General features: G+C 36.5%; 27 protein-coding genes. 19 read left to right on the top strand and 8 right to left on the bottom strand.

Features of this window, described 5'->3' with window-relative positions:
* Nucleotides 1–133 precede the first annotated feature (133 nt).
* Complete coding sequence (locus tag AC1VNJ_RS13375) at nucleotides 134–1,333, top strand: phospholipase D-like domain-containing protein (protein ID WP_482640891.1); 1,200 nt, start codon at nucleotides 134–136, stop codon at nucleotides 1,331–1,333.
* Nucleotides 1,334–1,690: 357 nt separating this feature from the next.
* A complete protein-coding gene (locus AC1VNJ_RS13370) occupies nucleotides 1,691–3,625 on the top strand; it encodes an alkyl/aryl-sulfatase (RefSeq protein WP_154988748.1) in 1,935 nt (644 codons plus the stop codon).
* Between the two features lie 9 nt (nucleotides 3,626–3,634).
* Here the strand turns inward: AC1VNJ_RS13370 and AC1VNJ_RS13365 are convergent, their stop codons facing one another.
* The gene (locus AC1VNJ_RS13365) at nucleotides 3,635–3,790 is read right to left on the bottom strand and encodes a hypothetical protein (RefSeq protein ID WP_162871471.1); all 156 of its coding nucleotides are present in this window, start codon (nucleotides 3,788–3,790) and stop codon (nucleotides 3,635–3,637) included.
* Nucleotides 3,791–3,988: 198 nt separating this feature from the next.
* Between AC1VNJ_RS13365 and AC1VNJ_RS13360 the strand changes: the two genes are divergently transcribed.
* Nucleotides 3,989–5,281 (top strand): Glu/Leu/Phe/Val family dehydrogenase, encoded by a 1,293-nt coding sequence (locus AC1VNJ_RS13360; RefSeq protein ID WP_033579029.1) that lies wholly within the window; start codon nucleotides 3,989–3,991, stop codon nucleotides 5,279–5,281.
* A 238-nt stretch (nucleotides 5,282–5,519) separates the two neighbouring features.
* Entirely contained in the window at nucleotides 5,520–6,080 is a 561-nt protein-coding gene (locus tag AC1VNJ_RS13355) for a nitroreductase family protein (RefSeq protein WP_221833301.1), read from the top strand.
* A gap of 299 nt (nucleotides 6,081–6,379) precedes the next feature.
* On the opposite strand, the gene AC1VNJ_RS13350 is transcribed toward AC1VNJ_RS13355, so the two are convergent.
* The 3 genes from AC1VNJ_RS13350 to AC1VNJ_RS13340 all read right to left on the bottom strand — a co-directional run bounded on the left by AC1VNJ_RS13350 (nucleotide 6,380) and on the right by AC1VNJ_RS13340 (nucleotide 8,038).
* Complete coding sequence (locus AC1VNJ_RS13350; RefSeq protein ID WP_063247971.1) at nucleotides 6,380–6,865, bottom strand: hypothetical protein; 486 nt, start codon at nucleotides 6,863–6,865, stop codon at nucleotides 6,380–6,382.
* 21 nt (nucleotides 6,866–6,886) lie between these two features.
* Nucleotides 6,887–7,300 carry a thiol-disulfide oxidoreductase DCC family protein gene (locus tag AC1VNJ_RS13345; protein WP_325075415.1) on the bottom strand — a complete coding sequence of 138 codons (414 nt, stop codon included), beginning with the start codon at nucleotides 7,298–7,300 and terminating at the stop codon, nucleotides 6,887–6,889.
* 237 nt (nucleotides 7,301–7,537) lie between these two features.
* Nucleotides 7,538–8,038 (bottom strand): hypothetical protein, encoded by a 501-nt coding sequence (locus tag AC1VNJ_RS13340; RefSeq protein ID WP_430051020.1) that lies wholly within the window; start codon nucleotides 8,036–8,038, stop codon nucleotides 7,538–7,540.
* Between the two features lie 123 nt (nucleotides 8,039–8,161).
* Between AC1VNJ_RS13340 and AC1VNJ_RS13335 the strand changes: the two genes are divergently transcribed.
* The 13 genes from AC1VNJ_RS13335 (at nucleotide 8,162) to AC1VNJ_RS13275 (ending at nucleotide 16,013) form a co-directional block, all read left to right on the top strand.
* Nucleotides 8,162–8,980 (top strand): hypothetical protein, encoded by an 819-nt coding sequence (locus tag AC1VNJ_RS13335; protein WP_482640890.1) that lies wholly within the window; start codon nucleotides 8,162–8,164, stop codon nucleotides 8,978–8,980.
* A 212-nt stretch (nucleotides 8,981–9,192) separates the two neighbouring features.
* Nucleotides 9,193–9,606: a hypothetical protein gene (locus AC1VNJ_RS13330; RefSeq protein WP_482640889.1), complete on the top strand. Its 414-nt coding sequence runs from the start codon at nucleotides 9,193–9,195 to the stop codon at nucleotides 9,604–9,606.
* Nucleotides 9,607–9,951: 345 nt separating this feature from the next.
* Nucleotides 9,952–10,161, top strand: coding sequence for a hypothetical protein (locus AC1VNJ_RS13325; protein WP_430051026.1), 210 nt, complete (start codon nucleotides 9,952–9,954; stop codon nucleotides 10,159–10,161).
* 94 nt (nucleotides 10,162–10,255) lie between these two features.
* Nucleotides 10,256–10,585: a hypothetical protein gene (locus AC1VNJ_RS13320; RefSeq protein WP_098112639.1), complete on the top strand. Its 330-nt coding sequence runs from the start codon at nucleotides 10,256–10,258 to the stop codon at nucleotides 10,583–10,585.
* 128 nt (nucleotides 10,586–10,713) lie between these two features.
* Nucleotides 10,714–11,529: a protein-glutamine gamma-glutamyltransferase gene (locus AC1VNJ_RS13315; protein WP_033579040.1), complete on the top strand. Its 816-nt coding sequence runs from the start codon at nucleotides 10,714–10,716 to the stop codon at nucleotides 11,527–11,529.
* A gap of 431 nt (nucleotides 11,530–11,960) precedes the next feature.
* On the top strand, nucleotides 11,961–12,434 hold the full coding sequence (locus AC1VNJ_RS13310) for a DinB family protein (RefSeq protein WP_033579041.1): 474 nt from the start codon (nucleotides 11,961–11,963) through the stop codon (nucleotides 12,432–12,434).
* A gap of 133 nt (nucleotides 12,435–12,567) precedes the next feature.
* Nucleotides 12,568–12,783 (top strand): DUF378 domain-containing protein, encoded by a 216-nt coding sequence (locus AC1VNJ_RS13305; RefSeq protein ID WP_013057146.1) that lies wholly within the window; start codon nucleotides 12,568–12,570, stop codon nucleotides 12,781–12,783.
* 133 nt (nucleotides 12,784–12,916) lie between these two features.
* The gene (locus tag AC1VNJ_RS13300) at nucleotides 12,917–13,102 is read left to right on the top strand and encodes a hypothetical protein (RefSeq protein ID WP_034266296.1); all 186 of its coding nucleotides are present in this window, start codon (nucleotides 12,917–12,919) and stop codon (nucleotides 13,100–13,102) included.
* 15 nt (nucleotides 13,103–13,117) lie between these two features.
* On the top strand, nucleotides 13,118–13,396 hold the full coding sequence (locus AC1VNJ_RS13295) for a hypothetical protein (RefSeq protein ID WP_048020820.1): 279 nt from the start codon (nucleotides 13,118–13,120) through the stop codon (nucleotides 13,394–13,396).
* A gap of 100 nt (nucleotides 13,397–13,496) precedes the next feature.
* Complete coding sequence (locus AC1VNJ_RS13290) at nucleotides 13,497–14,300, top strand: cobalamin-binding protein (protein ID WP_048020818.1); 804 nt, start codon at nucleotides 13,497–13,499, stop codon at nucleotides 14,298–14,300.
* Nucleotides 14,301–14,318: 18 nt separating this feature from the next.
* Nucleotides 14,319–14,744 carry a 3-hydroxyacyl-ACP dehydratase FabZ gene (gene fabZ, locus AC1VNJ_RS13285; RefSeq protein ID WP_033579045.1) on the top strand — a complete coding sequence of 142 codons (426 nt, stop codon included), beginning with the start codon at nucleotides 14,319–14,321 and terminating at the stop codon, nucleotides 14,742–14,744.
* Between the two features lie 196 nt (nucleotides 14,745–14,940).
* Nucleotides 14,941–15,216, top strand: coding sequence for a hypothetical protein (locus AC1VNJ_RS13280; protein WP_014459988.1), 276 nt, complete (start codon nucleotides 14,941–14,943; stop codon nucleotides 15,214–15,216).
* 176 nt (nucleotides 15,217–15,392) lie between these two features.
* Nucleotides 15,393–16,013, top strand: coding sequence for an NUDIX hydrolase (locus tag AC1VNJ_RS13275; RefSeq protein WP_033579046.1), 621 nt, complete (start codon nucleotides 15,393–15,395; stop codon nucleotides 16,011–16,013).
* A gap of 34 nt (nucleotides 16,014–16,047) precedes the next feature.
* On the opposite strand, the gene AC1VNJ_RS13270 is transcribed toward AC1VNJ_RS13275, so the two are convergent.
* Nucleotides 16,048–16,692 (bottom strand): SDR family oxidoreductase, encoded by a 645-nt coding sequence (locus AC1VNJ_RS13270; protein WP_028413280.1) that lies wholly within the window; start codon nucleotides 16,690–16,692, stop codon nucleotides 16,048–16,050.
* Nucleotides 16,693–17,103: 411 nt separating this feature from the next.
* Between AC1VNJ_RS13270 and AC1VNJ_RS13265 the strand changes: the two genes are divergently transcribed.
* Nucleotides 17,104–18,615, top strand: a complete 1,512-nt coding sequence (locus tag AC1VNJ_RS13265) for a class I adenylate-forming enzyme family protein (RefSeq protein WP_482640888.1) — start codon at nucleotides 17,104–17,106, stop codon at nucleotides 18,613–18,615.
* 34 nt (nucleotides 18,616–18,649) lie between these two features.
* Here AC1VNJ_RS13265 and AC1VNJ_RS13260 read toward each other — a convergent pair whose 3' ends face one another.
* A complete protein-coding gene (locus tag AC1VNJ_RS13260; protein ID WP_013057155.1) occupies nucleotides 18,650–19,108 on the bottom strand; it encodes a MarR family winged helix-turn-helix transcriptional regulator in 459 nt (152 codons plus the stop codon).
* Nucleotides 19,109–19,508: 400 nt separating this feature from the next.
* On the opposite strand from AC1VNJ_RS13260, the gene AC1VNJ_RS13255 reads away from it, so the two are divergent.
* Complete coding sequence (locus AC1VNJ_RS13255; RefSeq protein WP_033579048.1) at nucleotides 19,509–20,471, top strand: VanW family protein; 963 nt, start codon at nucleotides 19,509–19,511, stop codon at nucleotides 20,469–20,471.
* A 43-nt stretch (nucleotides 20,472–20,514) separates the two neighbouring features.
* On the opposite strand, the gene mbcS is transcribed toward AC1VNJ_RS13255, so the two are convergent.
* On the bottom strand, nucleotides 20,515–22,095 hold the full coding sequence (gene mbcS, locus AC1VNJ_RS13250) for an acyl-CoA synthetase MbcS (RefSeq protein WP_155008102.1): 1,581 nt from the start codon (nucleotides 22,093–22,095) through the stop codon (nucleotides 20,515–20,517).
* 156 nt (nucleotides 22,096–22,251) lie between these two features.
* Nucleotides 22,252–22,950, bottom strand: a complete 699-nt coding sequence (locus AC1VNJ_RS13245) for a hypothetical protein (protein WP_014459981.1) — start codon at nucleotides 22,948–22,950, stop codon at nucleotides 22,252–22,254.
* Nucleotides 22,951–24,249: the final 1,299 nt, after the last annotated feature.

Below are 24,249 nucleotides of genomic sequence, written 5' to 3'. Positions count from 1 at the left end.
TACACAAAGGCTTAATCAAAACATGATTAAGCTTTTTGTGTTACACGTTTTATATTTCCATACATTTCCTCATATAAAATAAAACAAACCTCCAAAGCCTATATATACATATTAGACGAATCAGGAGTACAGTATGGTTAAAAAAATGCTGTTTATTTTAGTATGCGGGCTTTGTTTGTGTTTGTTTTTTCAATGGGACGTAAAAAAAGGCTATAACGCTTATGTTCGCGTACATCCGCTTATCGAAACGCCTGTTTACCAAGGCGAGATAGCGCTGTATGCACAAGGAAGTAGTTTATATCCTGCTTTATTTGAGGATATTAAAGAAGCAAAAAAGTACGTGTACATTCAATTTTTTATTATTCGAGCGGACAACATCAGCATGAAGCTATTTGAGCTATTGAAAGAGAAAGCAGCTGAAGGGGTAAAAGTTAAACTTTCTGTAGATCGTTTTGGAGGAAACGATCTCTCCCGAACACTCATAGATGACCTTAAGAAAAATGGAGTTGAGTTTACCTTTAGTCGAAAAGCAAGCAGGCAGCACTTTTTTTATAGCATTAATCATCGAAATCATCGAAAGTTTGTCGTAGTAGATGGTCAAGAAGCCTATCTCGGAGGTTTTAATATAGGAGAAGAATACTTAGGGAAGCATAAAAAATTGGGCTATTGGCGTGATTACCACTTGCGAATTAAAGGAGAAGGTATTTTTGAAATTGAAAAGCAATTTTTGAAAGATTGGGAAGAAGACACGGGACAACATATATCTGCTCAGCGAGTTCCTATCGCTCGCTCTCACGGAGCAAACTATCAGCTATTGTTTTCAACTGGAGAAGAACTTGAGCAAAAGATGATTGATCTAATCAACCGTGCCAAAGTAAAGCTTACCATTGCTACCCCTTATTTTATTCCAAGTGAACATTTAATGAATGCACTTATTTCAGCAAAAGAAAAAGGCGTTTTAATCGATATTATACTTCCGGACAATACCGATGCGTGGTTCACTAAACCGCCTAGTTACCCTAAAACAGAGCAACTATTAAACAAAGGTATTCGAATTTTCTTATATAAAAAGGGGTTTTTTCACGGAAAAGTAATGGTCATCGATCATACGATTGCCAATATTAGCACAGCCAACTGGGATCCCCGAAGTTTTTATTTAAATGATGAAGCGAGCTGTCTTATTTATGATCGCGAGATGATTGCACACATAGAACGAGAAATTAATGAAGATAAAACAAACAGCCGCAGATTAACCAAAACAGTAATAGATGAAATCCCTAAATGGGAACGTTCTCTAAAAAAAACACCGGAATGGATTTATTATTATTTTTGAAAAAATACCCAAATCAAGTTTTAATTATTTTTCCCCGGGTATATATTCTATGTAAGGCCAATACAGGAAAGGAGAGACTGTACACATGCATTGTTTTACAGCGACTTCAAGAAACGTATTGAGCACCTTAGAAGGAAGATTTGCTTTAATTACAAAAGGAACATTGGTAAACAATCGTTATACTAAGTGCTAGGCTGTCTAATTCAGACAGAATACTCGACTATTCTATTCAAACATAACATTCAGTATAAAAAAGAAGATGCGTGCTAAGCGCATCTTCTTTTTTGTTGACTCTATTTTCTCTCTCTTTTGTACTTCGTCTTATTTTTACGCATAAAATATAAAAAGGAGGGGGTTATGCTGTTTGATTATGAACGGGAGTTAACGATTGACCGAAAAGATGCTACTCAAAAGACTGCAGTCACTAATGCTGAGACTTATAAAAAAATAGACTGGGAACAAGTGAAATCAGAACAAAATCTTGCGGATGACCAAGCCCTTGTACGCGTACCTTTTCCGCTGATTTTCAAAAAAAATCAGCTGTATCCTGTATGGGATTTAAGAAAGTACGCTTTTTTATTTGAACAATCTACACCTGCTACTGTCCACCCTAAACTGTGGGAACAAGGAAAATTAAATGTACAAGCCGGTTTATATCAAGTAACTGAAAACATCTTTCAAGTAAGAGGCTTTGATATGGCTAATATTACATTTGTTAAAGGGAAAACGGGGTGGATTGTTATTGATTGCTTAACATCCAAAGAAACGGCAGAAAAAGCGCTTGAACTAGTAAACCAGCAGTGCGGTAAGCGTCCTGTTAGAGCTGTTATCTTCTCTCATTCGCATATAGATCATTACGGCGGAGTTCTAGGGATATTACCTGACTCAACACAAAATAAAACTAGTAAAGTTTATGCTCCTGCTGGATTTATGGATGCGGTTATTGATGAAAACGTCACGGCGGCAACAGCAATGACACGAAGAAGTCAATACATGTACGGTATTCGACTGCGACGCGATGAAAAAGGCCTAATTGACAACGGCATCGGAAAAGAAATTTCATTTGGAACAATCACGCTTATTAAAGGAATAGAAGAAATTCATCCTTCCGAACATCATTCTTATGTAAGTAAGAAAATTGACGGCGCCTCATTTCAGTTTCAGCTTACGCCAGGGACGGAGGCGCCTGCTGAAATGAACATCTATATTCCTAGTGAAAAGGCTCTTTGTATTGCAGAAAACTGTACGGCCACTCAGCACAACCTCTATACCCTTAGAGGAGCAAAAGTAAGAGACGCAGCAGCGTGGGCAAGGTACTTGCAGCAAGCAATCGATTTATTTGGCCAAGAACTAACAACTGTATTTGGGGTACATAATTGGCCAAGGTTCGGAAACGAGTCGTGTATTACCTATATCGAAAATCAACGAGATGTTTATCAATATATTCATGACCAAACATTAAGGCTGGTGAATCAAGGTTATACCATCGACCACGTCGGTCGAATGATGAAGCTACCGGAAACCCTATCTCACGAGTGGTATACAAACGGCTTTTATGGAACGGTTAACCATAACGCAAAAGCGGTTTATCAGCGCTATATGGGCTGGTATAACAGCAATCCTGTAGATTTAAATAAACTGTTTCCTGAAGAGTCAGCTAAGAAATATGTAGAGTATATGGGCGGAGCGGACAACATTGTCCAAAAAGCACAGCGCTGTTTTCAACAAGGCGACTATCAATGGGTAGCTGAAGTGACCAAACAAGTTATTTACGCTGATCCTCACCATGTAAAGGCAAAACTTTTATGCGCAGACGCGCTTGAACAATTAGGGTATATAGCTGAATCTGGTCCTTGGCGAAATGAATATTTAACAGGAGCCAAAGAACTTCGTTTAGGTAATATACCGCTGCCAGTCAACATTATTACAAAAGAAGTATGGGATACACTTCCTTTGAAAAATATTTTAGAACTATTTAGCATTCGCGTAGATGGATTAAAGGCGGGCGCATGTAACTATCGTATATTGTTTGTGATACCCGATCGTAATGAAGTAGCTCTCACAGAACTTAAGCATGGAATCTTTAGGTATCTTGGAGATACGCGAAAGAAAGCTGAGGTGACGGTAACGATGTGGCAAGATACCTTATACCGGCTAACAACTACAAATGATCACTCTTATAGCTCGGTCATATTTGTTCAAGGAGATAAATCAAAATGGGATTTCTTTTTGTCTTGTCAGGATTCTATTGATCCAAACTTTAATATTGTGACACCTGTTTCTAAAAAATAGAGTACCTGATTACAGCTCAGAAAGCACATCGTTGACTTTTTGTTCAAAACAGCTGTCGCATGTGAAGATTTCTTTTTCTTGAAAAGATGTTAGCCTTTCTCCGCAGATGGAACAGCATTCTATATAGTGATTGTTTCGCTCTTGTTCTTTTCTTTCATGTAACATAGCACTTTCCTCCTTTTCAGTATAAATAGTTTGTCTTATTTCTTTAAGTATATACTAATATCAGCCTATGCAGGGAATATAAGGCGTGCTAATGCAGAATATTTATAAAATAAAAGCGTTGTAAAACCGTCGAAATTGGCACAGGAATTGCATATTAAATCATTGAGAAATTTCAATGATTAATATGGGGTGAACAGAATGTCCATTACAAAAACAGCTAGTGAATTAAAAAAAGAACAGCAGCAAGAACAGGAATCACTTAATTTATTTTTATCTACTCAAACTGTTATTCAAGAAGCGCTTCAAAAACTAGGGTATGGTGAAGAAATGTATCATTTGTTGAAAGAACCGCTGCGCATGATGACGGTTCGTATTCCAGTTAAAATGGATAACGGATCGGTAAAAGTATTTACGGGCTACCGCTCTCAGCATAATGATGCTGTAGGGCCTACTAAAGGAGGCGTACGCTTTCATCCTGAAGTAAATGAAGAAGAAGTGAAGGCATTATCCATTTGGATGAGTTTAAAATGCGGGATTGTCGACCTTCCGTACGGCGGAGGTAAAGGCGGAATTGTATGTGACCCAAGAAACATGTCGTTTGGTGAACTAGAGCGACTCAGCCGCGGCTATGTAAGAGCCATCAGTCAAATAGTTGGGCCTACTAAAGATATTCCTGCACCGGATGTCTATACAAATTCTCAAATCATGGCGTGGATGATGGACGAATATAGCCGACTGCGTGAGTTCGATTCTCCTGGTTTTATTACCGGAAAACCTATCGTACTCGGAGGATCTCAAGGACGCGAAACTGCAACGGCTAAAGGAGTAACCATTTGTATAGAAGAAGCTGTTAAAAAGAAAAACCTTAACTTGCAAGAAGCACGGATTATTATTCAAGGCTTCGGAAATGCCGGCAGTTTTCTTGCTAAGTTCATGCATGACGCAGGAGCAAAAGTAATTGGCATTTCAGACGCGTACGGAGCTCTTTATGATCCGCTTGGTCTTGATATTGATTACCTGCTTGATCGACGCGACAGTTTTGGTACCGTAACGAATTTATTTACCAATGTGATGACAAACGAAGAACTATTAGAAAAAGAATGTGATATTTTAGTACCCGCAGCCATTTCGAATCAAATTACGGTTCGTAACGCTCATCGCATTAAAGCTTCTATTGTAGTCGAAGCAGCGAACGGACCGACTACACTTGAGGCTACGCGCATTTTAGACGAAAAAGGCGTGCTTTTAGTGCCAGATATTTTAGCGAGTGCTGGAGGCGTAACGGTTTCATACTTCGAATGGGTGCAAAATAATCAAGGCTACTACTGGTCTGAAGAGGAAGTAGCTTACAAATTACGCAAGGTAATGGTGGATTCATTTGAAACGATCTATCAAATCGCTCAAGAAAATGACGTAGACATGAGACTTGCTGCTTACATGGCAGGAATCAAAAAATCAGCTGAAGCTTCTCGTTTCCGCGGCTGGGTATAAGATAAAAAAACGATTTGGACTACATGTTCCAAATCGTTTTTTATCTACCAGAACTGCCAAATAATTAAAAGAAAACCTGCTAAAAAAACAAACATGCATAAAAAATTGGCATATTTATTTATCGCAACCCGAATGATGGCAAAACAATTGACAGTGAGAATGATTTTCAATTATTCTATATATAAGATATATACATACCTATACTAATAAATTGAATGTAAAAAAGGAGACAGAAAGCATGAGTGTATTAGATATTATTAAAGCCAGAAGAACGATTGGGGCTATGCAAGACAAAGACGTATCAGAAAATGCTATCAACCTTATGTTAGAAGCAGGCACTTGGGCTCCTAACCATAAAAAGACAGAGCCTTGGAAATTCCGAGTGTTTACAGGGGATTCACGCGTTCGTTTAGGAGACGAAATGGAACGTATTATGAAGCAAAAAACTGCTCACTTAAGTGAAGAAGAAGCGTTGAAAAAAACAACAAAAGCAAAAAAAGGACCGCTTCGTGCTCCTGTCATTATCGCTGTAGCAGTAAGTCCTTCAGGAAAAGTGCCTGAAATTGAAGAAATCTCTGCCGTAGCGGCAAGCATACAAAATATGCTATTAGTAGCGGAAGAACAAGGTTTGGCTACAATTTGGAGAACGGGTGACATTGTCTATCAGTCAGAACTGAATGACTTTTTATCTCTAGAAGAAGACGACAAGCTCCTAGGCTTAATTTACGTCGGACATCCTAATAAAGAAGCTTCATCAAAACGTATTCCGTATCAAGATAAAACAATTTGGTATCGTTAAAAGGTTATTTCTGTGTTTCTATAAATAAAAGGCAGCAGCTCATAAGTTGAGCTGCTGCCTTTTTTATTGTTTTTGAAAGTGGCATAAAGAAATTTAATGCCAACATGCAGCGGCATCAATTTGCACTTTTATGGGTTTACCTGCAGCAGTTCTTTTTAGTATCTTATCGCGAACTTCCCTGGTTTCCGTAAATACTAGTCAGAACAAAAAAGGAGTTGTCTGTGTTCAGTCTTCTTTGCGAAGACCAAAATAATAAGTACACGCCAAACCGAAGATAATGGGCGGCAAAAGAAAGACGATCATTTAACGGTCACCTTCCTTTCGGATGATTGAACGTCTACTTTCTGCGTTGGGGTAGCAGTGTTGACAAAGAAGATGCCTTTTAACTTTGAGTATTCCATCAATACTAATAGCAAACTCATCGCAAGAAGCGGAACACACACCACTTTGGCAGGAATGTTGAAACAATAGTTAAGGACGGTGATGTTGGCAATAATGGGGAGAAAAATAATGTTCCCTAGTGTCGCGGTACGCGGTATCACCAATAACAACGCAGCTAATAATTCGCCAGTGGCAATAAAATAGTTGTAGAAATCAGAATACCCAAAGAAATACCACGCCAGTTTCATCGCAGAATCTTTTGTTGAATCAAACACGAAATCGCCTGTTATAAATTGTCCTGGGTAGATTTTGGCCATTCCATAAATAAGAAATGTAATAGCCATGGTCCACCTTAGGGTCGCAAGAATACTTAAACGAAATTTCTCTTTTGTTGATAAACGCATTGTTTTCCTCCATTTGTATGCTTAGTCCAAAAATCGCATTTTGGCTTCAGGGGTTGGCAACATACATGACGTTTGTTTTCCAAACCACTTATACCGATTACGTGCAATAAAACGATAGAACAGGTTTCGAATGAACGCGGGAACCACTTGGAAACACGCCATTAGTTGAATGGGTCCTCGAAGCTGGCGGACAATATGTAGGATAGCCGTAGACTCTGTGTAAAGATTCCCGTTCATAAGAAGAATGACCGAGTGAAGTGGTGGGTGCTCATAGTTATGCTTACGCAGCAAGGTTCCCGCAGTATCAGATTGAAGCGACACAAAACGAAATAGAGCACGTGAATCTCGTTTGATAACAAACTGTACCCATCCGTTGCAAAGATTGCAAACACCATCAAATAGAATAATAGGATGGTGTAATGGATTTGGCGGCATGACGTTCCTCTCCTTCCTTTTTTTATGAATATTTACTAAAATAAGTATAATTGTTTACGTGTGGGACTACAAGACGTAAGGGTAAAAGTGGAAATGTTTTATGTGAGTTCAAGTGAATTTAAGCAAGAAAACAGAGTCAAATACAACACTGTTTTTGTTTGAATTTGAATGTAGCAGCTTATCTCATAAACTTCTACTTTTCTGTGTTTCTTATAAATAACTAAAAACAATTGCTGCTTAATTTCTTGGAACAGGGGAGAGGTAATAATAAATATCATATTCTTTATCAATATGAGGGACTGCTTCAGTATCGGTACGGGTTTCAATTGCCATATTTGATTTTGTTGGGGTACCGGCATAAAAATCGTACTTTACACCTTTTGGAGTCGTTATTTCACTAGTGATATCTGTATTTCCCTTTGATTGTTTAATAATAGCTGGATTCCCATTAAAATACCAACGGATTTTTTGATCCTTTTGAGTTAATGTAGCTGTTCCTATACCTACATTCGATTTTTCTTTAATTGTATAGATAACAATCTTTTCGTTATCTACATATTTGCTTTCACCGATAATATCTTGTATTCCTGTAGACTCTTTTTTTGCATTTTCAAAGGCTTCATCTTCACTAGAATAGAATTCCACGTCTTTTTTACTGTTTACGTTCGTTGCTGAACAAGCCGTTAGTATACTGGCTGACAGTAGAGATGCGAGTAATGCAGAATATAACTTTTTCATACAAACCCCCGTTTTATTAATTCCTTTAATTTTAATCTTAATATAAATAGTTAAAATAATCCATTTATGTGATATAGTTGTTCAGTATGTAAAAGTTAAACAACAAAGAAATGGAGTTTCACAATGAAGAATTCAAGGAAGATAGCAGCAGGAGCAGCTGTTCTAACTGTTGCTTTTAGTTTAATGGGATGTACCTCAAAAGAATCAATTAGCAAAAATACAAAACAAGAAGAAGCCCAAAAAGAAATAAAAATAGAGTTAACGTTTCTCCAAAATGAATGTGATCGTCTTATTAATAAAGATGAGGACATAGAAAAAACGTTTCAAAGTTATAAAAATGATTTTAATTTGTTATCTACGTCCGTTAACAGTACTGCAAAGGTTAATAAAATGAATAATGACGAGTTAGAAATAAGTATCAATAACCTTGAAAAAGATGTTGATAAACTAAATGGAGAAGAGGCTTTAAAAGCTTATACGAAATACACTTCCCCTAAAACAATATATAAAGTGACAATGATGAAAAATATGCATTCGGTTATCGAGGCCACCAGAGGTTGGGATGACGGCAAGGATCTAGGTATATCATTCTTCTACGACCACCTCCATTCTTCTCAAGAAGATATTAATAGAGATATAAAACCTACAGTTAATGACATAACAAACGGACCAGTATACAAACTGCATATAATAAAAGATGAATTACAAAAGCATCGAGATGTTTTTAGTAAGGAACAGCTTGAAGAATTAGAAACAGCAATGAAAGGTTTTGATTATTCCTTGGATACTCAATTAAAAACCATCAGATCATATAAAAACATTGTTAACAATCCGTACACAAGTAATAATTATGACTATGAAGAAGAAGAGAAATATAACGGAGCCCGCACGTACCTTACTGATTTTGAATCGAATTTAGGTGTTGCTAAGCCTGAGTATTAAAAACGTATCCTTCCTATAAAGTTTTTGGAGTTTGAGGGGGATTAACAAAAAGTGCTTGGATATTTAAATATCCAAGCACTTTTTTGCATGAATTATTTTAACTAGAAAGATTAATTAGGTGGCAGATACCTAAAATTTACAAAAAAGTGTAATTATTATAAAATTTAGTTAGGTGTACGTTAAACAGAAGTAATTTCTATAGGGGGGATAGTATGAGTTTAAAAGAGAGAGCAACTAAAGAGTTTAAAGAAAGGGTAGATAGCGACGAAGAAATTAGAGAATCTATTTTAACTTACTATGAATGTGAAAGTGGATTTTCGGGACTTGTAGGTGTACCAAATGGAAATTCTGTACCTATTCGAGGTGTTTTAGCTTATACAGAAAAAAGCCTACTTTTTTACGGAGAAGTTTTCTCTAAGCTGCCTATTGTATTACATATCCTATTTAATAAAATCAGGGAAATAAAAACAGGAAAGCAAATCCTTACAATTTTCAAATCAACTTTTACGATGGTTGTTGTTCATGATGATCAAGAAGTTTTCTCTACACGGGGAAACAAGGAGGAATTTTCTAGGTTGGAGTCGTTTTTTGAAAATGTGAATGAAGAAGTATTTCTTGTTAAATAGGTAGTACCAAGATAAGCCTAGACTTAAAAATTAGGCTTATCTTGGTATGGCGTTCGCTAATAACGTACTTTTAAGAAAGGATTTGGTTGTGTATATAGAAAATACGTTAGACGTTAGGATGCTATTTCAGTTCAGAGAGAGGTGGTAAGTATGCGTAAAAGAGATAAAGGGTTTTGGATAGCTTACCTTGTGTTTGCAATTATTATGCTATTAATCTACAAATATATACCGGCTGAAAACGGGTTTCTCGTTATCGTTTTATTTCCTCTAATTTATTGGTTCATCTACGAATTTATATTAAGACCTAAGAAAAGAAGAAGCAATGGTTAAGGAGGGGCGATTTGCTTGTTTTGGAATTATCTTAACATGTCAACAGGACTTATAATAGCTTTAGCAAACATTTTTAATTCTGCATTCCAAGGAAGTATGCGTTGGATTATGGTTGGGTGTGGTTTGTTAATTTTTATATACAATTTAATAGTAACTTTTGATCAAAAACAAAATGAAGCGATTAATCAAAATACTGTAGGAATTGTATCTAGAAAAAGGCGTTAATTGTTTTAGAAGTTTAAAGTACTTAAATTTACTTTTTTTATAAGTGACGCAACGAAAATTCTGGAGTGAAAATTTTATAAGAAAGAGGGAAGTAATGGACGTTCAAAAGGTAGCAAATTTATTTTTGATTTTTGTCTTAATTGCAGCAGGCATTTCATTGGTAATTGGCTTTGTTGTTGCTGTGAGAAGTACAAACTATAAGAAGGGATATATAAGTACTTTTATATCCAGTGTGGTCTTTTTACTACTGATTGTGAGCTGGTATGATAAAGCATCTTCAAACGTTTTTATGGGGACAATACCTTGGATTTTAAATGTTATTGCCGTCATTATTGTGTTACCACTGTACGTGTTAGTTGCTCGCTTTATATTTAAAAAGGTGACAAAAGGACAAAAAGGAACAAATGAAAAAATTAGCGGTTAACTTACTTTTTTTATCGTTTTTCCTAATCTTCACGATTTTAAATAAATGAAGATACACAAAATAATTTTTTATCAATATCCTGTTAGAGAAGGTGATTGATATCATTTTCTGTAAAGGAGAGAACGTCTATGATTAAAGTTAATCAACAAATTGTGAAAATAAGCGATTTAAATAATAGTTCGTTAACAAAAGAAAAAGCAGACATTTTAAAACAAATGGATGCCTATAGGGAAGTGTATGAGTATGCTACATTTGACCAGCTTGATTTTGATGTATCTGTTAAATTACAAATTATTGAATCGTCTGTGTTGCTGCGCAAAAGCGGCGCTAGGTTTGCTACATTCGCCCGTTCTAGGTGCAACGAAAAGTATTGGAAACGAACCGATAACGGAGGGTTTCAGCTATTGCCTACCGTTTCTCCTCATCAGGCCATCGATGATATTTTTTACAACGGACACGAATACGCGTTTGAGTGCGCGACGGCTGTTATCATCATCTTTTACAAAGCTGTATTAAATAATATTGGAAAAGCAAATTTTAACAGGCTTTTTGCTGATCTTTACTTACACGATTGGCAATACGATGAAGATCTTGAGCTCCATGGTTATAAAGGATCTGACTACTTGCCCGGAGACTGTGCGTATTTTAAAAACCCTGATTATAACCCTGATACTCCCCAGTGGAAAGGTGAAAACACCATTGTATTAGATGAAACTCTATATTTTGGTCATGGAATTGGAATTACGACGCGGGAAAGAATTATTGAAGTGTTAAATTTAAAGAGAAAAGACAACGCAAAGCAATCAGCTTACCTGTCAGATGAAATTGTCAGACTTCACACCGCTCACCTCAGTTATTTGGCGGTTAGATACGAACCTGTTGTTTGGTATGACAGAAACAGCGCTATTATTTCCACTATTGGATCGATTACGTATGTAGCTTGAATGATCAAAGTTTTGATACTTTGGTCTTTTTTTGTAAAAAGGAAAGAATTACATGAAGGTAAATTTGAGAATTCAAAAGGATTTTATGTATAAAAGAAGAATCCATTTAATACGCAGGTCTTAAAACTAAAAGGAAAGGAGGAGATTACTATTAAAAATCGTGATAAAAGACGCAAGAGAAAACGCGGCGCATTAAAAGATTATCTGAAAAATAAGCTTGGTCAGCTAAAACCGAAGCCAAACAAAGGACCTGTCTCAAATTTAAAGTCTTCTGCTTAAAAAATCCCCCTAGTTTTTATATAGGGGGATTTTCTTTTGAATTTTCTTTTATTTTAAGGTTTAAATGTTATGAGTGGCATTTAAGGGGTAATTTGTGCACAATAGACATTGAATAGTTTATCTAATACGACAACGTAAGGAGAGATTAGACGATGGAAAACATGATTTTAAAACATATGGACGTTGTAAGAGGAATTACGATTAGTATCCTTGAAAAAACAACAGAAGAGGCAGCGGACATCACACCAAAAGGGTTCAATAACAATATTCGCTGGAATCTTGGACACATTGCCTTTATTCAAGAAAAGCTTGTGTTTGGCTTAGCTGGTGAACCGATGCAAACGCCAGAGAGTTATGAAAGCTTTTTTGGTGCCGGAACAAAACCTGCTGATTGGAACGAGGCTGCTCCATCTCTTGAAGAAATTGCGAATGTGTTGAAAGACCAAGCACGCCGTATTAAAGAGTTCATGCCGGGGCAGTTTGATAAGCAGTTAATCACACCTTTTACAAATAAAGCGGGTATCAACTTTACAACAGTTGGCGAAACGTTTTTATTCAGTTTCTATCACGAAGCGATGCATGTAGAAACGATTAAGCAAATTGGGAAAGCAGCAGCTGCACAATAAGGAAATAAAAAAGAATAAATCACATATTCTTTATAACTATTTTACATAGCGCCTATGCATATACTGATCTATACAGCGCATAAGATGTAACATGAGCTGCTTTTCCTAATGCAGTTCGCAAGGAGGTGACAACGTGAAATTTCTTTCAGGTTTAACGACTCTTCTTGTGATTTTAGGCGGTTTAAATTGGTTAGCTGTAGCATTAGGCGTGAATGTAGTAGAAGAGCTATTTGGCTCTTGGGATTGGTTAGTAACAACGATTTATTGGTTAGTTGGCCTGTCTGCTCTTTATCAAATTTTTGATAAGTTCTTCGGAACGGGAGCAAGTGTCAAAAGCAAAGCGCTATAATAAATATTATTTTTTATTATCTCTTTAGGGGGTTTGAATGTATATTCAAACCCCCTTTTTCATGGATAAAAGACGTGACATCTTTACAAAATACGGTAAAATAAGGTAATGACCAAAAAGTAGGAGGGATGAGATGGAGCTTTGGGGTGTAGTACCTATCTTAGTGTTTGGAGTTCTTTATATAGGAATCATTGCTGGTATGATAGCTGTTATTGTTATAGTGTTAAAGCGAATGAAAGAGAGAAATCAATATTTACGTGAAATACGGGATGAACTGAGAAATCAAAACAAGATAACTATAGCAGAAAATAAAGAATAGAAGAGGGTTTAATAGATGAATAAAAGTGTACTTCCTATCTTTTTTATCGTAAATCTTTTTTTTATTTACTGTTTATTATTTAATCAAGGATACATCTTTCAGCTAAAGAATCTACCTTACATATGGGCTATTTATTTACTTATTGGCACCCTTTTAGCTTTTTATTATATGCTGCGATACAAACAAAAAAGAGACGGACAGGTGCTGCTTTCAATCGGTATTTTAACTACAAGCATTAGTTCACTTGGTTGTTTGGGTTTCTTTTATTTCTTTTATCGTGCGATGGGTGGATAAGAAAGAGCACTAAAAGCAGAGACTTCAGTGAAAGTCTCTGCTTTTTATATGGAAATCTATTGTATAATAGAAAAAAAGAAATGGATGCAGGAGGAAAAATATGCGAATTGTTTCGCTTTGTCCAAGCAATACAGAACTAATAGCGTATTTAAAATGTGAGCATTTGCTCGTAGCAATTGATGATTATTCCGATTGGCCGCAGTCTATTCAGAGTCTGCCGCGTTTAGGTCCCGATTTATCTATTAATATGGATGCGGTGGAAGAAGCCAAGCCAGATTTAGTCCTAGCTTCACTAAGCGTTCCTGGAATGGAGCGAAATATTGAAGAACTTAAAAAACGAAAGATACCTTACGTCGTATATAATCCTAATTCGCTAGAAGATATCCGTCAAAATCTACAGGATTTAGGCCAGCGATTAAATATTGAAACAAAAGCAGCTGAACTGTTAGAGCGGTATGATCAGTTTCTTTCTACATATAAAGGAATGGCACGTCAAATCGAAAAAACCACTGTATACTGGGAATGGTGGCCAAAACCCGTTTTTACTCCTGGAAAAGCAAACTGGCTGACCGAAATTAGCGCGTTAGCGGGAGGAGAAAATATATTTGCTGATCACAAAGAAGCAAATGTACAGAGTGATTGGGAAGAAGTGCTCAAACGAAATCCACATCACGTGTGTTTGGCTTGGGTAGGCGTACAGACAAACAAAGTAAATCCAACGATTTTACACAAGAGACCGAACTGGTCTGACATGCCGGCCATAAAAGAACATCGTGTATATGTACTAGAAGAATGGCTGTATTGTCGTCCTTCACCCCGATTGCTGTTAGGGTTAAAAAAACTCGCGCCGCTTCTTCATCCAGATACGTTTCCTGCATTTGACGGTAAGGACCCTTTATTATAAGAAAAAGGAGCGATACATATGAAAGATATTGAACAAATAAAACATACCCTTCAACACCGCTATCCTTTTTTACTTGTTGATCGCATCTTAGAGCAAGAAGAAGGAAAGCTTGCTGTAGGAATCAAACAAGTAACAGCAAATGAACCTTTTTTTCAAGGTCACTTCCCGGACTACATGGTAATGCCTGGTGTACTTATTGTGGAGGCTCTTGCTCAGCTCGGCGGATTTGCCATGGCTACGGATGACCACCAAAAAGGAAGACTTGCTTTTTTAGCAGGAATAGATGAATGTCGCTTTAAGCGTCAAGTAAGGCCAGGAGATACACTGCGCTTAGAATTTGAGATCCTTAAGCAGCGCGGAAAGATTGTAAAAGGAAAAGGAAAAGCATTTGTAGGCAGCGAATTAGCTTGTGAAGCGGTCATTACCTTCGCTCTTGATGTATAATACAAACGCCTTTGTGAAAAAAGCAGCTGATGTTAGCAAGATGAAAACGACCGATGTAAAAAAGGAAATAATTCAGGATAAAGCGTAGCGAGAAAACCGCCTTATGTCGTAAAAGCGGTTTTTTATGAATACCTTTTTACCTTTTGATAAAAGAAGAAACGGGGTATAGAAGAAAAAAGGGAGAGGGGAGAATGCAGTGAGAACATTAACGGAAGTTGTTGTATTACTCACACTATTGGGTACGTATATAGGCATCTCACTACTTGTCTACAAACGGAAAAGAACGAATCCGTTTTTCTACAGCATTTACTTTTATTTAGCTACCAGCGTCATTTTGATTTGCTTGGTTATCTTTTGGCTTCAGCTTCGTTTTGGACTCACTGATAAGCAAGTAGGAGGATTGCTTATCAGTGTGGTGGCATTCTTTTTACTTATTTATGGTTTGTTAAAAACAAGACAAAAAGACAGGTAGCCGGTGCTATCTGTTTTTATTTATATTTATGTTATATATTTTTATCAATTGTAGTGTCAATTCAATACATCTCTTCATATAATAAAGATAACAGCTTTCTTTTGCAGGTTAGTTGACATCGCAGCTTATAACTCGCTATTCTTTTGATAATTCATTTTGTGAAAGGAAGTGGACGTATGGATGCATCCCGCATTATAGCTAAGTTAGAAAACCGGATGCCGACAATCCTTGGGATGGAGCAGTTCTCCCGCTTCGGCATTCTTGTTCCGCTTATTGAAAAACAAGGGGAACTACAAGTCTTATTTGAAGTAAGAGCGCTCGATTTACGTAGACAGCCCGGAGAAATTTGTTTTCCAGGAGGGCGTGTTGAAAAGACGGATGCAGATGAAAAAGAAACGGCTATCCGTGAAACCTCTGAAGAGTTAGGGATTACACCCCAATCTATTCAGCACGTACAAGCTTTAGATTATATTGTTTCTCAATTCGGAACAATCATTTATCCTTATGTAGGTTTCATTGATGAGTCGCTTGAACTTCGACCGAATCCTTCGGAAGTAGCAGAAGTATTTACCGTGCCTCTTTCTTTTTTTCAGCGTACCGAACCTGATATACACAATATTAATTTCAGAGTAGAACCCGAACATAATTTTCCTTATGACGCGATTATTGGTGGTGAAAATTATAATTGGCAAACAAGAGAGATGGAAGAACATTTTTATTACTATGAAGATCGAGTCATATGGGGACTGACAGCAAAAGTAATTTATCATTTAATACATGTATTAAATGATAAATAAAAAGCAGCGAATACGCATTCGCTGCTTTTTTATATTAAATAGACTGAATAGCTTCTGTGATAGGTGTATCACCTGAAACTAAATCAAAAGAACGTCCGAATGTATGATCTTCACTTAACGTTTCTACTACCACACGCGCGACATCTTCACGAGGAATGGATCCGCGCTCTTTGTTCTCACCGGCATCTACACGTCCTGTTCCTGGTTCGTTTAACAATCCGCCTGGACGAACAATTGTATATGTTAATCCGCTTGCTTCTAAGATTTTATCTGCATAATGTTTGGCTACATAGTAAGGAATTAGTGAAGTATTCCAGTTTTCACGGTGATGTGCTTGAAGGGCGCTTACCATCACAAATCGTTTAATTCCTAAATCTTCTGCAGCTTCCATCGCTTTTACTGCTCCATCTAAATCAATTAAAAGTGTCTTATCATGACCTGTGCTGCCGCCTGATCCTGCGCTAAAGATAACGGCGTCACAGCCTTTCATCACTTCCTTAATTTCATGCACAGTGCCTTCTAAGCTTGCAAAAGCCGTTTCTACACCTCTTGCTTCAAGCTCTTTTGCTTGTTCTTCTTTACGAACCATCGCACGTACAGTGTGCACATCACTTTCATTCAAAATGTTTACAATATGTTTGCCTACTTGACCATTCGCACCAATTACAAGAACTTTCATGTCTAAATTTGCTCCTTTCAAATCCAAATACTTATATATTATTGTTTCATATTCACCGTTTTCATTCAATGAATGAGCTCAAAATCCGGTGAATAAGGGGAAAGTAAGAAAATATATTAAAAAAATGAAAAACAAGAAATAAAAACTAATTTACAAACAAAAAAAGGAAAAAAATAGTTCATTAAACCCAGTGTCTGAACTGTTTAAATTTTGTAAATTTTTCTCAAACCCTTGGTAATACAACACTTCTTAAAAACAGTATCTCTTTTAACATTTCCCGATACAACCTATATAAACACATTTTGATAATTTTAAACTTTTACTTCGGAAAAATTTTTTGTTATTATGTTTTAGTCATTAAAATATTCACGAACGAAATATTTAGTCCGAGCGGACAAAGGAGAGGATAAAATGAACACATTACAATACTTAGTCGCAGAACGTGCAGAGATTTCTCCTCAACATGAAGCACTAGTTGAACATAATGAACGTTATACATTTAATGAATTTCATGAAAAAGTAAATCAATTGTCTCATTACTTCTTAGAGAAAGGAATTCAAAAAGGAGATCGTATTGGTATTTTAGCTCATACAAGCATTGCTTACCCAGTTGTTACAATGGGGATTTTACAAGTGGGAGCAGTCGTTGTTCCATTAAGTAAGAGCATGACACCTTATGAGCTTGATAGCATTATTACAAGCGGACAGTTAAAAGCGATTATCCACCACAATGAATTTACGTCTGTATTAGAAAAAGCGGAACAAACGGCTGGACTTAGCTTTACGTTAAAAATTGAGGATGCAAAAGAATTTACAACTCAATTCTCAGCGTATAACACAAACACACCAGAAGCACTTCCTGAAGTACTTCCTGAAGATTTAGCATTAATGATGTTTACATCAGGTACAACAGGTAAATCAAAAGGATGTATGATTGCACACGGATCGGTAAGTGCCTTTTTAAACTCTGGCGGACAGGAAGAACGTGCAAATATTGATAAAAGCATGCGCTATTTATTTGTTCATCCATTCTTCCACATGAGTTCGATGAGCATTTTATTTATGTGCATTAACACAGGAAACACAATGGTATGTTCTGAAGAAACAGATCCAGCTAAAGTAATTGAGGTAATCGAAAAAGAAAACATTAAAATGCTGTTTGCACTACCACCAGCATTAAAATACATCGTAGAAGAGCTTGAAAAAGGAAATCACTATGATTTCCCTCTAAAACTTGCTGTGTCAGGCGGAACAAAAGTATCAGAGTCTTTAATCGAACAATATGACCGTAACGGAATGATTTTAGCTCAAGGATACGGAAGCACAGAAGCTTGGATTATCAGTTCATGGCATCCTCAAATGGGATGGAAGAAAGTAAGCTCAGCTGGGAAACCGGCTCCACATGTGGAAGTTAAAATTGTAGACCCAGAAACACGTCACGAAGTTCCAACTGGAGAAAAAGGTGAAGTGCTTGTACGAAGCCCTTATCTATTTAAAGGCTACTGGCAAAACGAAGAAGCAACAAATGCTGTCTTACAAGATGGCTGGTTAGCGATGGGCGATGCAGGTCGATTAGATGAAGACGGATTTCTTTATATTGAAGGACGCTATAAAGATGTAATTGTATATGGAGGAGACAACATCTACCCAGATCAAGTAGAAGAAGTTGTTCTAGCAGCAGACGGTGTGTTAGAAGCGACAGTTGTCGGCATGCCTGATGATGTGTACGGCGAAGTTCCATATGCATTTGTTGTTAAACAAGAAGCATCTGCTTTAACTGAAGAAGACGTAGTGAATTTCTGTAAAGAACGACTAGCACCATATAAAGTACCAACTGTTGTATTTGTTTCATCACTTCCTAAAAACAGTGTAGGAAAAGTGTTGAAAAACGAAGTGAAAAAACAAGCCTTAGCACACGCATAATAAAAAAGCGGCCTTATAGCCGCTTTTTTTATATTTATTGCTGTAATTTTTGAGATATTTTTTTCATAATGTGAAAGTATTGATCTCTTTCTTCTTCTGATAAGTGTGAAAGTAAATCTGACCAAAAATCGACACGAGTAGCTTGCAATATTTCGACAACTTTTTCGCCTTTTTCCGTCAACTCTACCCACACGCTTCGGCGGTTTTGCTTTTTATATATACGATTCACAAGCTCATCATCTTCTAATTGATTTAATACAATGGTGATAGCACCGGGTGAGAGCCCAAGTACTTTTGTGATATCGCTAACAATACAGCTTTTTTTATCGTGAATCGTCTTTAAGATTGCCTCTTTTGTTGAAGTTAAATGGTAGGGAAGCAAATCATATTTCTCACCGATTACGGTGTTTTTATATTTTAAAAGAGCTTCTTTTACATGATCTATACTTTCTAGCTGATGACTAATCTCTTCTTTGCTATAACGTTCAGTCAAGCGTAAATCCTCCTCATAAAACAAATTCCATTTTTACCATTATACCATGTATAATGCCCATAGAAAAATGAACAACACCGCGAAAATTGTCAGAAAAATTTTAAAATAATTACCATAATTCGTTAAAAAATCCTTGTTTTCGTGCTATTATATATAAGAATAGTAATAACAGGAAACGCATATAACATTTGTTTTCTATTGAGTTCATAAGAAAAAATGGGGTCTATGAACATCATTCCGCTTTACCTCATGTGTTGAATAAAGAAAAAAATATAAAAAATGGTGATTATTCACTTTGGCAGATCGTCTTTTATAAGATGTTTGTATAAAATGAATGTATACATATTTTTATAGAAAAAACATATTGAGGTAAAGCCGAGATATGGGGGGATTCAATTACATGAAGAAAGTCTTAGGGGCGCTCTTGCTTGGCGCGACAATTGTTAGTGCGTTTATTGCGTACGGCATGTATACAAATCATTCCGCAAAGCAAACAGCTGCGATCGAACAAAAACAAGCGGCTAAAAAACCAGAAAAAAAGGCTGAGAAAAAGAAAAAGCCAGTCCTTAAAGTCGAAGAACTGACGTATCAGTTAAAAGATTCCCGTACAGGAGAAGTAATGAAAGAATTCAAGCCGGTTCATTACAAGGATAAAGGTGTATATGATCAAGAAATTAAACAGTTAGCGTCTGAGCTGGCAAAAGGGATCGATACACCTATGCAAAACATAAAAATAGATGAAAATGGATCGTTGACTGGCGGATCCAAGCAAATCATCTTAAAAGAAGCAGAACTTGTTAAAAATCTGCAGAACTTAAATACGAAACAATTGGAGGTAAAGGTTCCGATATACGAAACCGCTCCAAATGTCACGGCAGCATCTGCTCAAGGGATCGCCGATGTATCATTAGCTTCGTATTCTACACGTTTTCGTCCAAGTGATACAAGCAGAAACAGAAATGTTCAGCTATCAGCAGAAGCAATTAATAACGTTGTGTTAGGACCAGGAGATTCATTTTCTTATAATCAAACAGTTGGGGAGCGCACAGCAGAAAGAGGCTATCAGCCTGCTCCTGAAATTATCAATAAACAGCTGGTGATGGGAATTGGCGGAGGTATTTGTCAAACATCTTCTACGTTATTTAATGCGATTGACGGCGCTGGTCTTCAAGTGACAGCTAGGTCTCACCATTCAAAACATGTAGGTTATGTACCTGCGGGAAGAGATGCGACCGTATCGTGGGGAGGACCTGATTTTAAGTTCACAAACAACAAAGATTATCCTGTCATCATTAAAGCATATGCAAACGTAAATACAGGTGTTTTAACGGTAGATGTTCGTACTTCACAGCGTGCTATCTAATAAAAAAAGACGTATCCTAACAGATACGTCTTTTTTTCATTTATTATGCTTTTTGTTGCTCTCGTTCACGAAGTTCCACACGTCGAATTTTACCTGAATTAGTTTTTGGTAATTCATCAATAAATTCAATTACGCGAGGATACTTGTAAGGTGCAGTAAGAGTTTTTACGTGATTTTGCAGCTCTTTAATAAACCCTGTATCTGTTGTTTTTACATGATCAACAAGAACAACATACGCTTTTACTACATGGCCGCGATCAGCATCTGGACTAGCTACAACGGCACATTCTTTCACTGCTGGATGCTTAATTAACGCATCTTCAACTTCAAACGGCCCAATTGTATAGCCGGAACTGATAATAATATCATCTCCGCGTCCTTGGAACCAGTAATAGTTCTCTTCATCTTTAGAAGCGCGGTCACCTGTTAAATAGTAGTTTCCTTTATACGTTTTCTCAGTGCGCTCCATGTCTTTATAGTAGTGCTTGAAAAGAGAAGGGAGGTCTCTACGAACGGCAATGTCTCCAACTTCTCCAGGCTCACAAGGCTCGCCGTCTTCATTAATGATTTCTACAAACCCTTCAAGCATCGGTTTACCCATTGAACCAATCTTCGTTTTTACACCTTTTAAGGTACCAATCAAAAGGGTATTTTCCGTTTGGCCGTATCCATCACGTACTTGGATATTAAAATATTTTTTAAACACATTAATTACTTCTTCATTTAGCGGTTCTCCGGCAGATACAGCGCTATGAAGGTGAGACAGGTCAAAACGTTCAAGTTCATCAATTTTAGCCATAAAGCGATACTCTGTTGGCGTGCAGCACAGTACGTTTACTTGTTCATCCTGTAAAATTTCTAAAAACTTTTTAGGTTCAAAACGTCCGTTATAGATAATGCCTGTTGCACCTTGTCCAAGTACAGATAAAAACGGAGTCCAAATCCATTTTTGCCAACCAGGACCTGCTGTTGCCCAGACCGTATCGCCTTTTTTAATATCTAACCATTCAGCAGCAGCGATACGAAGGTGAGCATAAGCCCATCCATGAGTATGAACAACGCCTTTTGGCTGTCCTGTTGTACCAGATGTATAAGGAAGGAATGCCGTATCATCCTTAGTTGTGTTAGCTGCTTGGAACTGTTGTGATGCATCCACTGTAAGTGACTCTAAGCGCGTCCACGACGTAACATCAGCACCAAATGTAATTTTATGTTGTAGAGAAGTAGGGAAGTTTTCAATCTTATCGATCTCATTGCAGAAAGGATGGTAAGAAATAATCGCTTTTGCTTCAGCGTGATGTAAACGATATTGGATATCTTTTGCGCGTAATAGTTCTGAAGAAGGAATTACAATAATACCTGCTTTTAAACATGCTAAGTAAATAGCATACGATTCAATAAGGCGAGGTGCGATAACCAACACGTGATCACCTTTTGTTAATCCTAGCTCCGTTAGCCCGTTTGCCACCTTATTTGCTTTTGCTAACAGCTGGTTATATGTAATTTCCTCACGCACACCGTCAGCGTCCTGCCACTTTAGCGCAAGCTGATCGGATGCATGTTTTTCAATTTCCTCTGTTAAGTTGTAATGTTCACTTGGAACTAAATCTTTTAGTTGAATCATAAAAACGACTCCTTATATTATAGATATCAATGATTTTTTATCATTACTATTATTATATTACTAACTATTAGTACTTGCTACTAATTTGTTTTGGGTTTTAGTAAAAAAGCAAAAAAAGACCCGCTTGTCTTATTACGACAGCGGGTATAACATATGTTATTTAAATAAGCTCCATTTTGTATGAATAGGTACTAGCTCTTCTTCAGACTCGTCCTCTTCGTATAAACCACGTTCTTTTAAGTATTCCACAAAATATAAGTCTGCTTCCTTACGTTCATCATAAGGCTTAATCGATAAAACAAACCCTACTTTATGCTGATCTTCATTTTCAACGCCTGAGAGATACGCTTTTACATTATGCTGCAAGAATAGCTCTTTAGCGGGAATAATTAAGTCCTTGACGAACTTCGACAGTAATTCTAACTCAAAGTCGAAGGTGAACTTAGCAATTTTTTCTAGATCTGCAAATACCACGCCGATAAAACTCGTATTATGTATTTCGTAGTCTTTCGTTTTTTCATCCCATTCAATATGTCCGATTTCCTTTAAGTAATTAATAAAATACCCAATGCCTTCATCGCGGCCAAAAGGTTGTTTAGAAAGAACCAAACCGATCTTTTTGTACTTGGGCAGATACACGCATGAGATAGCGGCTTCAACTTTATGCTGTTGAAATAAGTGCGTTGCCCCTTGAAGCAAAGCATCTAAGACATGATGGGTAATTTTCATTTGTTTGCGAGGAAAGTGATATTCGTTGCGTGCTAATTCATCTGTATCAGCAAACGTTGCTCCAATAAAGCCTGTATTGGATAGGGTAGGAGGGAGCTTCTTTCTTTTTCTTTTTCGTACCGTCATTCAAAAACACTCCTTGTGATCATCAATACGATAAAAAATAAATCGAACATACGTTCTTATCTAATGATACAAAAAATGTGTCGAAAAGTAAAGAGAAGTTAACGGAGAATTTGAAATTTTATAATAAAAGTAGCTAATGATCTTAAAACGCAGCGGTCATTAAAAGGTGGAAAAGAAGAGAGGGAGCAAAAAAATAAAAGGCTGCAGATGAAAAGCATCCACAGCCTTTTATATATTCATTAACGAGCTTCTGTTAAAGCTACCATATCTTCATCATCTAAATCGATATCTACGTGACAATCCATTGTGTGAATTGTTTTATCTTCATGATTTCCATAATAAATTGTAATGTTCATGAGTATCGCTCCTTTAAAACTGGATAATGACATCCAATTTATACCGTCATCTATTTGTTTAATATTATACCCGATGAAAAAGGAAACTACAACTAAAATCACTAAAAAGCTGATAGGAAAGGGGTTTATAGTGATTTTAACAAGGAATTAGGTAGAATAAAAATACTTATAACTGTATTTTATTACAGAAAATACGAGGTTTTTACTTTTGTTGATGAATAAAAATCCATTTAATGCAAACATATGTACTAAATGAAAAATATACGTTCAGTAGCAAATAAATCCTTAAGATATTAATTACAAACAGATTTCATCGTTTTGCAAAAGGTTCATTGAGAATACGATGAGAAAAAATGAATGAGTGTAAAACTTAATTTCTATAAGTAAACTCATTCATTTTTCAAACTCTCTAAATATAATCTAAACATCAATCGAACTGATCAATCCTAAAAATAAACTGGTGAAATTCATATGTATTTCTATAAAATCATATCTGCAATTGTTCAATTAGAACAAATCTTGATGCTAATTAGTTTAGTGAGTTAGATCATATAAATACGAACCCTATCTCATTTTTAAATTCCGTCTCACTATCATAAGTATACTTTTATAATGAGACGGAATTTGTGTTTTATAAATTGGTTCCTAGAATATATATTATGTAAACTAGAAAAAGAAATAAAATCATTGAGGTCTCCCTTACTCTTAGATCCTTGGAATACTTTGCTTTTCCTTTAAAGTGTGTAGGTTCCTTTTAAATCAGCTGTTTTTGCTTTCGGGATTTTAATTTTCGGGTTGTGAACAGAACTCTCAAAGATCGACTGAATGACGCGCTTAAGGGCAAATGAATTAAATTATGTACAAGCTATGGATAGATTGTATCTTAAAAATCGTTAAAATAGCCGCTCACTTAATCGCAATCTCCTGAATACGCCAGTACGTA

The organism is Priestia sp. 3CA3, assembly GCF_056836725.1.
Note: the sequence above shows the minus strand (reverse complement) of the source record. Positions and strands in the feature narration are given on the sequence as shown.